The organism is Pseudomonas sp. DTU_2021_1001937_2_SI_NGA_ILE_001 (assembly GCF_032463525.1).
In the GTDB taxonomy this organism is placed as follows: domain Bacteria; phylum Pseudomonadota; class Gammaproteobacteria; order Pseudomonadales; family Pseudomonadaceae; genus Aquipseudomonas.
This window is the reverse complement of the sequence record NZ_CP135971.1, coordinates 339,738-353,214: the sequence shown is the minus strand read 5'-3', so window position 1 is coordinate 353,214 and position 13,477 is coordinate 339,738. Positions and strand designations below refer to the sequence as shown.

Below are 13,477 nucleotides of genomic sequence, written 5' to 3'. Positions count from 1 at the left end.
TCACCGCGACCAAGGCGAACAGCATTGAGTTCAAAGGCGACGGCGGCCGTCGCCCGGTGGATAGGTTCAGCGCATGAACAGCCCGCCATTCACGTCCCAGGTCGCCCCGGTGGTGAAGTAGGCTTCGGGGCGCGCCAGCTGGACGATCAGGTCACCGAGGAAATCCGCATCCCCCAGGCGGCGCACCGGAATATTCGCCAGCAGCCCGTCCATACGCTCGGCCGGCACCGCGGCATGCACCGCCGGCGAGTCGATCGGACCGGGCGCGATGGCGTTGACCGTGACGCCACGGGCAGCGAATTCCTTGGCGAAGATCTTGGTCAGGGTCACGATGGCGCCCTTGCTCGCGGCGTAGTGCGCGCCGGTGGCGGTGCCGCCGTTCTGCCCGGCCAGCGAGGCCATGTTGATGATCCGCCCGTAGCCGGCTTGGGCCATGTGTGCGCCCAGCACCTGGCAGCCAAGGAACACGCTGCGCAGGTTCAGGCCCACTACGGCGTCGAACTCTTGCGGGGAAATCTGCAGCAGCGGCGTGGTCTTGGTCACGGCGGCGTTGTTGACCAGCACATGCAGGGCACCGAAGCGTTCCAGGGTGGCGGCCAGGGCGGCTTCGAAGTGGGTTTTCTCGCCCACATCCAACGCCACCGCCAACACCCGCTCTGCGCCCGCGTCCAGCGACCGGGCGGCAGCCTGCGCGGCCTCCAGGCTGCGGTCGCTGATCACCACCTTGTAGCCGGCGGCCAGCAACCGGGCAGCGAAACGCTGCCCCAGCCCCTGGCCCGCACCGGTTACCAATGCGACATGGCTCATGGTTCGGCCCTCAGAGGATGTAGCCGATACCGGCGAGGGTATCGTCGCTGTTGATCAGGCTGATCACCTTGCGGTGAATCTTGAAACCGCCCTCGGCGCGTACCAGTGAGTAGGTCAGGTCGGCGCTGTAGTGCTTGAGGCTTTCCTTGCGGAACTCGCGGATGTTCTGCGCGGCGCGCACGGTGACGTTGACGCCGTCGTCACCGAGCACGCGAATTCGCGAGAGGGTGCGCACCGTGCGCGGCTGCGGACTGGTGGAAATCGACTCGCCGCCGATCAGCCGCTGCACGCGCAGGCCGCGCATGTGGTGGTCGTCATAGGCGTAGTTCAGCGTGTTTTCGTAGTCGGTTTGCTTCGGGTCGATCGGGATGATGTAGGTCCCTTGCTCGGTCCACAGGTTCAGCCAGCTGTCGTACTCGCCGTGGTCGAGCATGTCGCCTTCTTCCCAAATGAACGCGGTGACTTCGTTGAACAGATCGAGCTTCATCATTTGGCCTCCGCGGTCATCATCTTCTTCCACTGCTGGTAAGCCGCGCGCATACCGGTTTCGGCACTTACGTCAGACACCAGGCCATCTTCGCTGGGGCGCTCGCCGGGCAGGCCGCGGTTGAGCATGATCCACAGGTCTTCGCCAGCCTGGGCGCCCTTCTGCACGCGCTCCCAGGCCTCGGAATCGTCCGGCGTACCGAAGCCCATCGGCCCCTGGAAGTGCTCGTGCAGGCGCAGGCGGTAGCGGTTGGCCACGGCCGGGCCGCCGTCCATGGTGATCACCGAGTGGTGGATCTCGGTCTCGTGCACCGAGATCGGTTGCAACACGCGGAAAAAAGCCATGGAACAGGCGATGTTGGGGAACAGGTTGAGGTTGAAGCCGGTGCCGCCCACGGCCCGCACGATGCGCCGTACCTGCTGGTCGTCGATGCCTTCGTCGCGCAATTCGGCGGCCAGGCCCTCGAAGCGCTCGGGAATCGGCTTGTCCAGATCGGCTTCCAGGTCGATCAGGTCGGGGATCATCACCATCACGCTGTGGCCGTTGCCCAGGTCCTCCACGTAGCCCGGACCTTTGACGAAATCGAACAGCTCCAGGGTCTGTTCATCCACCGACGACAGGAAGCTCTTGTGCACCAGCGGGAAGTGGTAGGCGTCGGTGGTGTTCTCCAGCTGGATCTTCCAGTTGCCAGGGAAGCGGAAGCGATGCTCGCCGGGCACCTTGATGCCGTAGCCGGCGCCCTGCTTCATGAACAGGTCCATCCACTTCTTCGCCGGACCGAGGAAGTCCACCAGCGGCTGGATGTCGTCCTTGAAGGTGGCGAAGATCATCCCGGCGTAGCTTTCCACGCGCAGGCTGACCAGTGGCAGCTCGCTCTTGTCCAGGCAGTCGGCGTAGCTTTCCGGGTGCGGAATGCCGCGCAGCGAGCCGTCCAGCGCATAGCCCCAGCCGTGGTAGGGGCAGACGAAGCTTTGGGTCTTGCCCTTCTTGTGCTCGCACACCGTTGCGCCGCGATGACGGCAGCGGTTGAGCAGCACATGCACGTCCTTCTTGCGGTCACGCACCACGATCACCGGCTGCTTGCCGATGTAGGTGGTCTTGTAGCTGCCGGATTCAGGTATCTCGCTTTCGTGGGCCACCCACACCCAGGTGCTGTAGAAGATCTTCTGCAGCTCGGCGTCGAACAGCGCCGGGTCGTTGTACAGCGAGGTATGCACACGGTCGGCCTGCACCAGCTCGGCAAGGTCGACCGCCAGGTTCACGGCGGGAATCAGATTGCTCACGGGACAGTCCTCTCACTCAGGCGCGCTGGATGATCAGTTCGCGGCCGACGCGGGCCTCGACCTTGGCGTAACGCCACAGCTTGTAAGGCCCCTCACCCACGGCGGTGGTGCGGAACAGGTTGCAGGCCGCGTGCACGGTCTGGATGTCCGGTACGTCGGCGAGCAGGTAGGTAGTCCAGGGAAAGCCGTCGGACGGGCCGACCATCGCCTGGTCGTCGTCCATGTTGCCCAGCACCGTCACACCGGGCAGGTCGTGAATGCCGTTCCACATCTGGCTGAAGGCCGCCCAGACCTGCAGTTGCTCTTCGCGCACGGCGTCGAAGAAGTTCTGGTTGATGCCCATGCAGAACAGCACGCGCAGGGGTTTGTTTTGGCTCATCTCGGTGGCTCCGTGATCAGAGGTAGCCCGGCAGGGGCTGTTTGCCGAAGAACATGGCTCCGGCGTTCTGGTAGGTGACGTCGCCCATGAAGGCGTGCTGGGTGACCACTTGCGCGTCATTGACGCAACGCGCCAGCGGGCTGTCGTTGTAGATGCCGCTCATGCCCGAGAGCATCTGCGCGCTGCGTGCGACCTCGGCAGCCACGCGGCTGGCATGGGTCGACGACAGGCGCAGCAGGTTCACTGCCTCGGCGGGCACCGGGTCGCCAGCCAGCACGTGCTGCCAGGCCTGGTCGATGGACTCGTAGAAGAACGCCCGCGCCGCACGCAGGCTGGCCTCGGACTTGGCGATGTCAACCTGGGCCAGCGGACGGTCGGCCAGCGCCGGTGCGCCGGTGACTGAAATGCGGCCGCTGGCCATGCCCGACAGCTCGTCCAGCGCCGCCCGCGCCACGCCCAGGCCGACCACCGACAGCACCTGGGTGGCGAACGACAGTGACGGGTAGCGGAAGAACGGCTCGTCGAGGTTGGGCTTGCCGCCGCGAATGAAGGTCCACTCCTCGGCCACTACGACATCCTCGATCACCAGGTCATGGCTGCCGGTGCCGAGCAGGCCGACGGTGTCCCAGGTTTCATCGATGCGTACCTGGCTGCGCGGCAGCACGGCCAGGCGCGGCAGGTCGAGCTTGTCACCGCTGCGCGGGGCGATGCCCACGCCGACGATGTCGGCACCCAGCGAGCCGCTGGAGTATTTCCAGCGGCCCTTGACCCGGAAGCCACCGGGCACCGCCTCGGCGGGCTGTGGTGGGAAGATGCCACCAGCGAACACCGTGTCCGGGCCGTTGGCGTAGACCTTGGCCAAGGTTTGCAGCGGCAGCGCGGCCAGGTAGACCGGGCTCATGCCGAAACTGGCGACCCAACCGGCGGAGCCATCGGCATGGGCGATGCGCTCGATCATTTCGCAGAACTGGCCCGGCGAGCATTCCAACCCGCCAAAGCGGCGTGGCACCAGGGCACGGTAGACGCCATGGGCCTTGAACGCGTCGATCACATCGCGGGAAATATGCCGTTGCCGGTCAAACTCACCAAGGCGGGCGCGGGCACGCACCCCTTCGAGCAACGCTTCGAAGCCAGGGCCCGAGGAAAGCGAAGACGCAGCATCTGCGTCCGACACGCGAAGCGGATTCATAACGACTCTCCGTCATCAGTCACGAAGGAAATGGGCAGGCAGGAAAGGAATCGCGCTGGCCGGACGTCGCCTGGAAGACGCGCCCCGCAGCGGGGAACAGCAGGATGATTCGGCATGGTGATGACCTTTGTTCTTGTGGGTGCCGTTGAGTCGAATTCTGTCCAAATTACGTGAATAGTCAATTGAATATTCATTGTAATTTTCCGACAGTTTCTCCTTACACAAGCGTGCCCGGCAGGCCACAAGGAATCTTCATGCCATTGATTAAAAAGGCTTTTATCTCAATCCAGAGAAAATCCTGGAGATTTAAGCAATAGCCAGAACGGTGATGATTCATCACACAAAGATCAAAAAGAACTTAAAAACATCCGATAAACGCACAAAACCCGTGCAGGATTTCGAGTTTCGCACCCACCTGCGAAGCGCAACCCGCCTCATCGGCAGCACCGCACACAAATGCAAACGGCGCCCCGCAGGGCGCCGTTCAAACAACAGGGTGCAATTCAGAAGCGGATCATCACCGACTTCAGTTCGGTGTAATCCTCGATGAAGGCACTGCCGAATTCACGACCGACCCCCGAGCCTTTCATGCCGCCAAAGGGCACCGCCGGGTCGAGAAAGGTGTGCATGTTGACCCACAGGGTACCGGCCTCGATGCGCGGAATCAGGCGCAACGCCTTGGACAGGTCATTGGTCCACAGGCTCGCGCCCAGGCCGAACGGCGAGTCGTTCATCAGTCGCACCAGTTCTTCGTCATCGTCGAACGGCAGGATGCACAGGATCGGGCCGAAGTGTTCATCCTTGAGGAACGGGTCGTCGGCGCCCTGGGCCAGCAGCAGCGTGGGTTCGACGAAGTAGCCCGGCCCCGGCAATGCCCGGGCGCCGCACAGCACCTGCTGGCGAGCCTGGGCAGTGGAGAAACAGCCGAGGATTTTTTCGTAGTGCGTCTTGTTGGCCAGCGGCCCGAATTGCGCGCTTTCATCCAGAGCGTTCCCGGCGCGCAGGCCGGTCAGGCGCGCTTTGAGGGCATCGCACACGGCCTGCAGCTTGCTGCGATGCACGTAAAGACGTTCCGGCGCCGCGCAGATCTGCCCCTGGTGGGTGAAGGTCGCGGGCAGGATGCCCTCCACCGCTGCTTCGACGTCGATGTCGGCGAGAAGCGCCGCCGGGTTCTTGCCGCCCAGCTCCAGGGTCACGCGGGTCAGGTTGGCGTTCATAGCGGCCTTGCCGACCGCCACACCGGTGGGCACCGAGCCGGTGAACGACACTTTGCGCACCTGAGGGTGGTCGATCAGTTGCTGACCTACCCGGCCACGGCCATTGACGACGTTCAGCGTGCCGGCGGGAATGCCCGCCTGCACCGCCAGCTCGGCGACACGCAGCAGCGACAGCGGCGTGAATTCGCTGGGTTTGATCACGATGGTGCAGCCACAGGTGAGTGCCGAGGCGATCTTCCAGACACCGATCATCAGCGAGAAATTCCACGGCGTGATGCCGGCCACCACGCCGACCGCCTCACGACGGGTGAACGCGGTGTACTGCTCGCCGTGCATGGACGGCAGCGACGGGGTCATGGTCTCGCCATTGATCTTGGTCGCCCAACCAGCGAAGTAGCGCAGGAACACCACGCTCTGCGCCAGCTCCAGGTGGCGGCTCAGGTGAATCGACTTGCCCGACGATACCGACTCCAGCTGCGCCAGCTCTTCACTGTTGGCCTCGATCAGGTCGGCCAGGCGATTGAGCGCCACGCCACGTGCATAAGGGCTGGTAGCGCCCCAGCTGCCGTGGAAGCTGGCGTGCGCGGCGGCCACCGCACGCTGGATCAGGGCCTCACTGGCCTCGGCGACGCGGGCGATGACCTCGGCGTCGGAGGGGTTGACCACCTCGAAGGCCTGCGCCTCGGGTTCGACCTGATATTGGCCGTCGACGAAACTGCCCAGCGGCCCGGCGAGGAATTCGCGGACGCGGGGCAGCAGTTGTACTTCACTCATGGGGCACCTCAAGGCAGGAACAGGATGACCCGCCTAGGGTAGGTGCGCGGCGGCCTGGCGAACTTGTCAGGGCACGCCAGGCGCTTGTACTTCAGTGACCGCCCTGCCCCTGCCGCCGATGCAAGGTGCGATAGTCACGCGGCGAATGACCGGCGTATTTCTTGAAGGCCTTGGAGAAATGCGCCGAGTCGGCGAAACCCCAGGCGATGCCGATGTCGGTGATCGAGCGATGGGCGCAGGCCGGGTCACGCAGGTCGGTGGCGGCCTTGAGCAGGCGCTGGCGATGGATGTAGCGGCACAGGCTATCGCCCTCGGCATCGAACAGGCGGTACAGGTGGCGTACCGAAACCCGCAGTTCATCGGCCAGGTGCGCCGGGCTCAGGCGTGTGCTGGACAGTTTCTGCTGGATCAATGCTTCGATCTCGCGCCGCTGCAGGTTGCCGGGCTGCTCTGCCCTGGGATAGTTCAGCACCGGTTCGAGCAGAGCCAGCACTGCGTTCTGCAGCCCCTGGCCATCGGCTGCGCAGCTCCAGTGGCGCAACTGGTCACCGGCCACCTGACGTACCAGATTGCTCAGCAACTGCCCGCACAGTCCCGTGGTCATCAGCTTGCCGTAGGCCGACGGGCCGACATGGCGCAAGGCGGCGCGCGGCAGATGGATGGATACATGGGAAAACAGCCCGCGCGGGGTCATGCGCAAGGCGGTTGCGGAGTCCAGCAGCGCCAGGTCGCCTTCGCGCATGTCCAGCACCTGCTCGCCGGCCTCGATGGTCATCTGGCCCTGCTGTTGCAAGACCAGGAAGCAATGCGGGTCAGTTGCCTGCCCGCGCACCCGAGCCGGCTTGGCGATGCTGTGAGCGTTGCTGCGGATGAAGGCCACCGCCGTGGTGCCGAGCAGCACGCGCTGCATCTCGCCGATGAACAGGGCGGGATGGTGTTCGTAGCGGGTTTCGAAACGGCCACAGATGGCCTGCACGTCATGGTTCCACTTCACCAGCGCCTGCGCCGTCATCGATCACCTCCCATGCACGCGTGGCTATAAAGCACACTTTTCACGTGATTTTTATCGGCGACTATAACGACATTCCCCTGCCCTGCACAGCTGGCTTGGCGGCTCTCGGCTTGCTCCCAGGGCCTAACTGACCTGTATTGGGTTTAGCCGCAATATTGGTCGGTCAGGCCGGGTAGGAGCGGCTTCAGCCGCGAAGCGACCGCTTGTTCACAAAAGGTGCAGTGAGTTTCCTGGCGCTTTCGCGGCTAAAGCCGCTCCCACCGGGCCACATGCCGCTTAAGCGAACAGTAGTGGCTTTCGCCGCGAAGAGACCTGTTACTGGCAAACCGCTTCGCGACTGAAACCGTTCCCGGCAGCCTGGACGACTCGCTCAGTAGCCCAGCGACAAGCCGGTGTTGCGCCGTGGATCATTGGCACCGTAGTAGCGGTTGTTGCCCACCGGCTTGCCATCCAGCGACGGCGCTCCGACCAGGATCGCCGCCAGGTGGTTCAGCGGTTGCGGGCCGGCGAACTTGTGCCCCCAGCTTTCGAGGATCTTGCGCGTGTCGGGGCTGATACCGAAGTTATCGACGTTGGTTTCTTCCGGCAGCCACTGCTGATGGAAACGCGGCGCGTCCACCGCTTCCTGAATGTTCATGCCGTAGTCGATGACGTTGAGCATGGTCAGCAGGGTCGCGGTGATGATCCGGCTGCCGCCGGGCGTGCCGACCACCATGACGGTCTTGCCGTCCTTGGTGACGATGGTCGGGCTCATCGACGACAGCGGCGTCTTGCCGGGCGCGATGGCGTTGGCCTCACCCTGCACCAGGCCGTACATGTTCGGTACGCCGACCTTGGACGTGAAATCGTCCATTTCGTCGTTGAGCAGCACGCCGGTGCTGCTGGCCATGACCCCGGCACCGAACCATTCGTTGAGGGTATAGGTCACCGACACCGCATTGCCCCACTTATCGATGATCGAATAGTGCGTGGTGTTGTTGCCTTCGTGCGGTGCAACGCCGGGTGCCAGGTCCTTGGACACCGCCGCCTTGTGCGGGTCGATGGCCTCGCGCAGCTTGGCCGCGTACTGTTTGTCGAGCAGGCGCTCGACCGGGTTCTTGACGAAATCCGGGTCACCCAGGTAGCTGTTGCGGTCCACGTAGGCGTGGCGCATGGCTTCGATCTGGTAGTGCATGCCCTGCGCCGAACGGAAGCCCAGGTCCTTCATCGGGTAGCCTTCGAGGATATTGAGGATCTGGCAGATCACCACCCCGCCAGAGCTGGGTGGCGGCGCGGAAACCACGTGGTAGCCCCGGTAGTCGCACTCCACCGGCGCCAATTCCCGGGTCTTGTAGCGGTCGAGATCGGCCTGGGTGATGATGCCCTTGCCTGCCTGGCTGGAGCTGACAATCGCCTCGGCGACCCAACCCTTGTAGAAGCCGTCTTCGCCCTTGCTGGAAATCTCCCGCAGGGTGCGCGCCAGGTCCTTCTGCACCAGCCGGTCGCCGACCTGCATCGGCTTGCCGTCGGACAGGAAAATCGCCCCGGAGTCCTTGATGTCCTTCTTGAATTCCTCAGTGGCGGTCCACAGCAGGTCGACATCACCCTGCTCCAGCACGAAGCCCTCCTCGGCGAGTTTCACAGCCGGGGCGATCATCTCGGCGCGCGGCTTGCTGCCGTACTTGCTCAGGGCATATTCCATGCCGGACACGGTGCCGGGCACCGCCACCGCCAGGTGGCCCCTGGAACTCAGGTCGGGGACCACCTTGCCGTCCTTGTCCAGGTACATGTCTGCGGTGGCCGCCAGCGGCGCCTTCTCGCGGAAGTCGAGGAAGGTCTTCTTGCCATCGGCCATCTGGATGGTCATGAAGCCGCCACCCCCCAGGTTGCCCGCCGCCGGATACACCACCGCCAGCGCGTAGCCCACCGCCACGGCGGCATCCACGGCGTTACCGCCGGCCTTGAGCACATCCACACCCACGTGGCTCGCCAAGTGCTGGGCGGTGACCACCATGCCGTTCTCGGCGGCCACCGGGGCCACCGAGGCGGCGAGCGACAAAGGGGTATGCACGAAACAGGCGGAGACTGCGAGCAGCGCAGCGAACTTGCGGTAGATCATGGGCCAGCGTCCTTCTTCGATATTCTGGTTATGGGCCGCTGCCAGGTATGGCACGCGGCCTGAAGAAGGATAGCGGCAAATCGCAGCGAAGCCGGACGGTTTCAGCGATGGCGGGTGGTGGAGCGCAGCTTGTAGCGCTCGCCGGGGTGGGTCAGGCGCACGTAGCTGACCAGGTTCTCGCTGGACCAGGTACGCCGCACCATGCACAGGCACGCCGCACCAGGCTCGATTTCCAGCCAGCGAGCGGTCTGCGCGTCGGCGTGGATGGCCTCGACCACATGTTCGATGTCGCTGATCGGGCAGTTGGCGACCAAGACCTCGTTGGGCGTCTGTCGGGAGAAATCGCTGGCCAGGTAATGCGGCACCCAGCGCGGGTTGACGTAGCGGTCTTCGAGCTGGATCGGCAGGCCGTTCTCGCGATGCACCAGAATGCTGTGGAACACCGGCGAACCAATGCGCAGCCCCAGGCGCAGCGCCACCTCGTCATCGGCGGCGACGGCCTCGCTGCGCAGCACATCATTGGAGTACTGATGGCCGCGGGCACGCACCTCTTCGGCTATGTTCATCACTTCCTGCAGCGACGATTCGGCACGCAGGTCGGTGACGAAGGTGCCCAACCCGGCCTGGCGCACCAGATAACCCTGCTGCACCAGGTTGTTGATCGCCTTGTTGGCGGTCATGCGGCTGACGGAAAAGTCACGCGCCAGTTGTTCTTCCGGAGGGATCTGGTGATTGACCGGGTAGTCGCCGTTGCGGATGCGCGTCAGCAGAAACTCTTCGATCATCTTGTAGCGCGGGGGCGTCGGGCTGCTCACCGGTTCTCCATGAGATTTGTCAGCGCAAAGAGTCGTATGATAACCCGCGCCCCCTACCTTGCCACAGCTCAATGGCGCCTGCTGGCACAGGGATCGGCATGTCGACCTCCCGGCGTTGGGGATCAAAGCACCCTGAAGGGTCGCCCGGCAGCAGGCGACCGTATCGAGGATGAAGGCTCAGAGGCTTGGCAGCAGACGCGCGGGTATCAGCGCATTGAGGCAACCGCTGGCCAACAGGGCGCTGGCAGCCTCGATGTCCGGGGCGAAGAAGCGGTCTTCCTGGTAGTACGGCACCTCGGCGCGCAGCAGGCTGCGGGCCTGTTCCAGCTTCTGCGAGCTTTTCAGGCCATGGCGGAAGTCCAGGCCCTGACAGGCGCCCAGCCATTCGATGGCGAGAATGCCGCGCACGTTTTCAGCCATGCTCCACAACCGCTTGCCAGCGTTAGGCGCCATGGACACGTGGTCTTCCTGGTTGGCCGAGGTCGGCAGGCTGTCGACGCTGTGCGGATGGGCCAGGGCCTTGTTGTCGCTGGCCAGGGCGGCGGCGGTGACCTGGGCGATCATGAAGCCGGAATTGACCCCGCCGTTTTCGACCAGGAACGGCGGCAGCTGCGACATGTGACGGTCCATCATCAGCGAGATGCGCCGCTCCGACAGCGCGCCGATTTCGGCCACGGCCAGGGCAATGTTGTCGGCAGCCATGGCCACCGGCTCGGCGTGGAAGTTGCCACCCGAGATCACGTCACCCTGCTCGGCGAACACCAGCGGGTTGTCGGACACCGCATTGGACTCCACCTCCAGCACCTCGGCAGCCTGACGCAGCTGGGTCAGGCAGGCGCCCATGACCTGCGGCTGGCAGCGCAGCGAGTAAGGGTCCTGGACCTTGTCGCAGTTGGCGTGGGAGCGCGATACTTCGCTGCTTTCAGTCAACAGCTCGCGGTACGCCGCCGCCACGTCGATCTGGCCGCGCTGGCCACGTGCGGCGTGGATGCGCGCATCGAACGGCGCCCGCGAACCGAGCATGGCTTCGACGCTCAGGCCACCGCAGACCGTGGCGGCAGCGAACAGGTCTTCCGCCTCGAACAGGCCACGCAGGGCATAGGCGGTGGACGCCTGGGTGCCGTTGAGCAGCGCCAGGCCTTCCTTGGCGGCCAGGGTCAGCGGCTCCAGGCCGGCGACGGCCAGGGCTTCGCTGGCCGGCAGCCATTGGCCTTTGTAACGGGCCTTGCTCTCGCCTATCAGCACCAGAGACATGTGCGCCAGGGGCGCCAGGTCGCCAGAGGCACCCACCGAACCCTTGAGCGGAATGTGCGGATAGACCTCGGCGTTGATGAGGGCGATCAGCGCGTCGATGACCTTGCGGCGAATCGCCGAGAAGCCACGGGCCAGGCTATTGACCTTGAGCAGCATGATCAGCCGCACCATGGCGTCGTCCAGCGCCTCGCCCACGCCGGCGGCGTGCGAGAGCACCAGAGAGCGTTGCAGTTTTTCCAGGTCGGCCGGGGCGATGCGTGTCGAGGCCAGCAGGCCGAAACCGGTGTTGATGCCGTAGGCGGTGCGGCCTTCGGCGAGGATGTTTTCCACGCAGGCAACACTGGCATCAATGGCCGCGTGCGCCGACGGGTCGAGTTGCAGGCGCAGCGGCTGCTGGTAGGCCTGGCGCAGCTGGGCCAGGTCAAGGGTGCCGGGTTTGAGAATCAGGGCAGTCACGGATCAAGCTCCTTTGCCGATCATGGGCAGGTTGAGGCCCTGTTCACGGGCACAATCGATTGCAATCTGGTAGCCGGCGTCGGCATGGCGCATCACCCCGGTGCCCGGGTCGTTGGTCAGCACGCGGGCGATGCGCGCGGCGGCATCGTCACTGCCATCACAGACGATGACCATACCCGAATGCTGGGAAAAGCCCATCCCTACGCCACCGCCGTGGTGCAGCGACACCCAGGTGGCGCCACCAGCGGTGTTGAGCAGGGCGTTGAGCAGCGGCCAGTCGGATACGGCGTCGGAGCCGTCGCGCATGGCTTCGGTCTCACGGTTGGGGCTGGCCACTGAGCCGGAGTCCAGATGGTCGCGGCCGATCACCACCGGCGCCGACAACTCGCCGGAACGCACCATTTCATTGAAGGCCAGGCCCAGCTTGGCACGCAGGCCCAGGCCGACCCAGCAGATACGCGCCGGCAGCCCCTGGAAGCTGATGCGTTCGCGGGCCATGTCCAGCCAGCGATGCAGGTGCGCGTCGTCGGGAATCAGTTCCTTGACCTTGGCGTCGGTCTTGTAGATGTCCTGCGGGTCGCCGGACAGCGCCGCCCAGCGGAACGGGCCAATGCCACGGCAGAACAGCGGACGGATGTAGGCCGGTACGAAGCCCGGGAAATCGAAGGCATTGGCCACGCCCTCTTCCTTGGCCATCTGGCGAATGTTGTTGCCGTAGTCGAAGGTCGGTACGCCGGCCTTCTGGAAGTCGAGCATCGCCTGCACGTGCACGGCCATGGATTGCTTGGCCGCCTTGATGACCGCCGCCGGGTCGGTCTTGGCGCGGTCGCGGTACTGTTCCCAGCTCCAGCCAACCGGCAGGTAGCCGTTGAGCGGGTCGTGGGCGCTGGTCTGGTCGGTGACCATGTCCGGGCGCACGCCACGCCGCACCAGCTCAGGCAGGATTTCGGCTGCGTTGCCATGCAGGGCGATGGACACCGCCTGGCCTTCGGCGGTGTAACGGGCGATACGCGCCAAGGCGTCGTCCAGGTCACTGGCCTGCTCGTCGACGTAGCGGGTGCGCAGGCGGAAGTCGATACTCTGTTGCTGGCACTCGATGTTCAGCGAGCAGGCACCCGCCAGGGTCGCAGCCAGCGGCTGGGCACCGCCCATTCCTCCAAGGCCGGCGGTGAGCACCCAGCGGCCCTTGAGGTTGCCGCCGTAGTGCTGGCGGCCGGCCTCGACGAAGGTTTCATAAGTGCCCTGCACGATGCCCTGGCTGCCGATGTAGATCCAGCTGCCGGCGGTCATCTGCCCGTACATGGCCAGACCCTTGGCATCCAGCTCGTTGAAGTGCTCCCAGCTGGCCCAGTGCGGCACCAGGTTGGAGTTGGCGATCAGCACCCGTGGCGCGTTGGCGTGGGTCTTGAATACGCCGACCGGCTTGCCGGACTGCACCAGCAGGGTTTCGTCGTCGTTGAGTTCCTTGAGGGTCTCGACGATCTTGTCGTAGCACTCCCAGTTGCGCGCGGCACGGCCGATGCCGCCATACACCACCAGCTCCTTGGGGTTCTCGGCGACCTCGGGGTCGAGGTTGTTCATCAGCATGCGCAACGGCGCTTCGGTCAGCCAGCTCTTGGCATTGAGCTGAGTACCGCGAGGCGCGCGGATCACGGTGTCACGATAAGTCGTCATGGCAATCTCCCTGGGAAGGTTGTTGTTCTTGT

At 64.6% G+C, this 13,477-nt stretch carries 11 protein-coding genes; all 11 read right to left on the bottom strand.

Annotation, left to right across the window (positions count from 1 at the left end):
- Positions 1-66: 66 nt before the first annotated feature.
- The 11 genes from RRX38_RS01495 to hutU all read right to left on the bottom strand — a co-directional run bounded on the left by RRX38_RS01495 (position 67) and on the right by hutU (position 13,445).
- The gene (locus RRX38_RS01495) at positions 67-807 is read right to left on the bottom strand and encodes an SDR family NAD(P)-dependent oxidoreductase (RefSeq protein WP_295470854.1); all 741 of its coding nucleotides are present in this window, start codon (positions 805-807) and stop codon (positions 67-69) included.
- 10 nt (positions 808-817) lie between these two features.
- Positions 818-1,294 (bottom strand): aromatic-ring-hydroxylating dioxygenase subunit beta, encoded by a 477-nt coding sequence (locus RRX38_RS01490; protein WP_295471555.1) that lies wholly within the window; start codon positions 1,292-1,294, stop codon positions 818-820.
- A complete protein-coding gene (locus RRX38_RS01485) occupies positions 1,294-2,577 on the bottom strand; it encodes an aromatic ring-hydroxylating dioxygenase subunit alpha (RefSeq protein WP_315961201.1) in 1,284 nt (427 codons plus the stop codon). The genes RRX38_RS01490 and RRX38_RS01485 overlap by 1 nt, the downstream gene beginning before the upstream one ends.
- Before the next feature lie 16 nt (positions 2,578-2,593).
- Positions 2,594-2,956, bottom strand: a complete 363-nt coding sequence (locus RRX38_RS01480) for an IacB protein (RefSeq protein WP_315961200.1) — start codon at positions 2,954-2,956, stop codon at positions 2,594-2,596.
- A 16-nt stretch (positions 2,957-2,972) separates the two neighbouring features.
- Positions 2,973-4,145 (bottom strand): indole-3-acetate monooxygenase, encoded by a 1,173-nt coding sequence (gene iacA, locus RRX38_RS01475; protein ID WP_315961199.1) that lies wholly within the window; start codon positions 4,143-4,145, stop codon positions 2,973-2,975.
- 503 nt (positions 4,146-4,648) lie between these two features.
- Positions 4,649-6,136 (bottom strand): aldehyde dehydrogenase family protein, encoded by a 1,488-nt coding sequence (locus RRX38_RS01470; RefSeq protein WP_315961198.1) that lies wholly within the window; start codon positions 6,134-6,136, stop codon positions 4,649-4,651.
- A 91-nt stretch (positions 6,137-6,227) separates the two neighbouring features.
- Positions 6,228-7,148, bottom strand: a complete 921-nt coding sequence (gene feaR / locus RRX38_RS01465) for a transcriptional regulator FeaR (protein ID WP_315961197.1) — start codon at positions 7,146-7,148, stop codon at positions 6,228-6,230.
- Between the two features lie 370 nt (positions 7,149-7,518).
- Positions 7,519-9,246, bottom strand: coding sequence for a gamma-glutamyltransferase (gene ggt, locus RRX38_RS01460; protein ID WP_315961196.1), 1,728 nt, complete (start codon positions 9,244-9,246; stop codon positions 7,519-7,521).
- Between the two features lie 101 nt (positions 9,247-9,347).
- Positions 9,348-10,061, bottom strand: a complete 714-nt coding sequence (gene hutC, locus RRX38_RS01455; RefSeq protein WP_295470866.1) for a histidine utilization repressor — start codon at positions 10,059-10,061, stop codon at positions 9,348-9,350.
- A 177-nt stretch (positions 10,062-10,238) separates the two neighbouring features.
- Positions 10,239-11,771: a histidine ammonia-lyase gene (hutH, locus tag RRX38_RS01450; RefSeq protein ID WP_315961195.1), complete on the bottom strand. Its 1,533-nt coding sequence runs from the start codon at positions 11,769-11,771 to the stop codon at positions 10,239-10,241.
- Between the two features lie 3 nt (positions 11,772-11,774).
- Positions 11,775-13,445, bottom strand: coding sequence for a urocanate hydratase (hutU, locus tag RRX38_RS01445; RefSeq protein WP_315961194.1), 1,671 nt, complete (start codon positions 13,443-13,445; stop codon positions 11,775-11,777).
- Positions 13,446-13,477 lie beyond the last annotated feature (32 nt).

Bases quoted from the DNA above. Each gene is read 5' to 3' on its own strand.
- feaR (WP_315961197.1), bottom strand. From the start codon at position 7,148: ATGACGGCGCAGGCGCTGGTGAAGTGGAACCATGACGTGCAGGCCATC.
- iacA (WP_315961199.1), bottom strand. From the start codon at position 4,145: ATGAATCCGCTTCGCGTGTCGGACGCAGATGCTGCGTCTTCGCTTTCC.
- RRX38_RS01490 (WP_295471555.1), bottom strand. From the start codon at position 1,294: ATGAAGCTCGATCTGTTCAACGAAGTCACCGCGTTCATTTGGGAAGAA.
- RRX38_RS01495 (WP_295470854.1), bottom strand. From the start codon at position 807: ATGAGCCATGTCGCATTGGTAACCGGTGCGGGCCAGGGGCTGGGGCAG.
- RRX38_RS01470 (WP_315961198.1), bottom strand. From the start codon at position 6,136: ATGAGTGAAGTACAACTGCTGCCCCGCGTCCGCGAATTCCTCGCCGGG.
- hutU (WP_315961194.1), bottom strand. From the start codon at position 13,445: ATGACGACTTATCGTGACACCGTGATCCGCGCGCCTCGCGGTACTCAG.
- RRX38_RS01480 (WP_315961200.1), bottom strand. From the start codon at position 2,956: ATGAGCCAAAACAAACCCCTGCGCGTGCTGTTCTGCATGGGCATCAAC.
- ggt (WP_315961196.1), bottom strand. From the start codon at position 9,246: ATGATCTACCGCAAGTTCGCTGCGCTGCTCGCAGTCTCCGCCTGTTTC.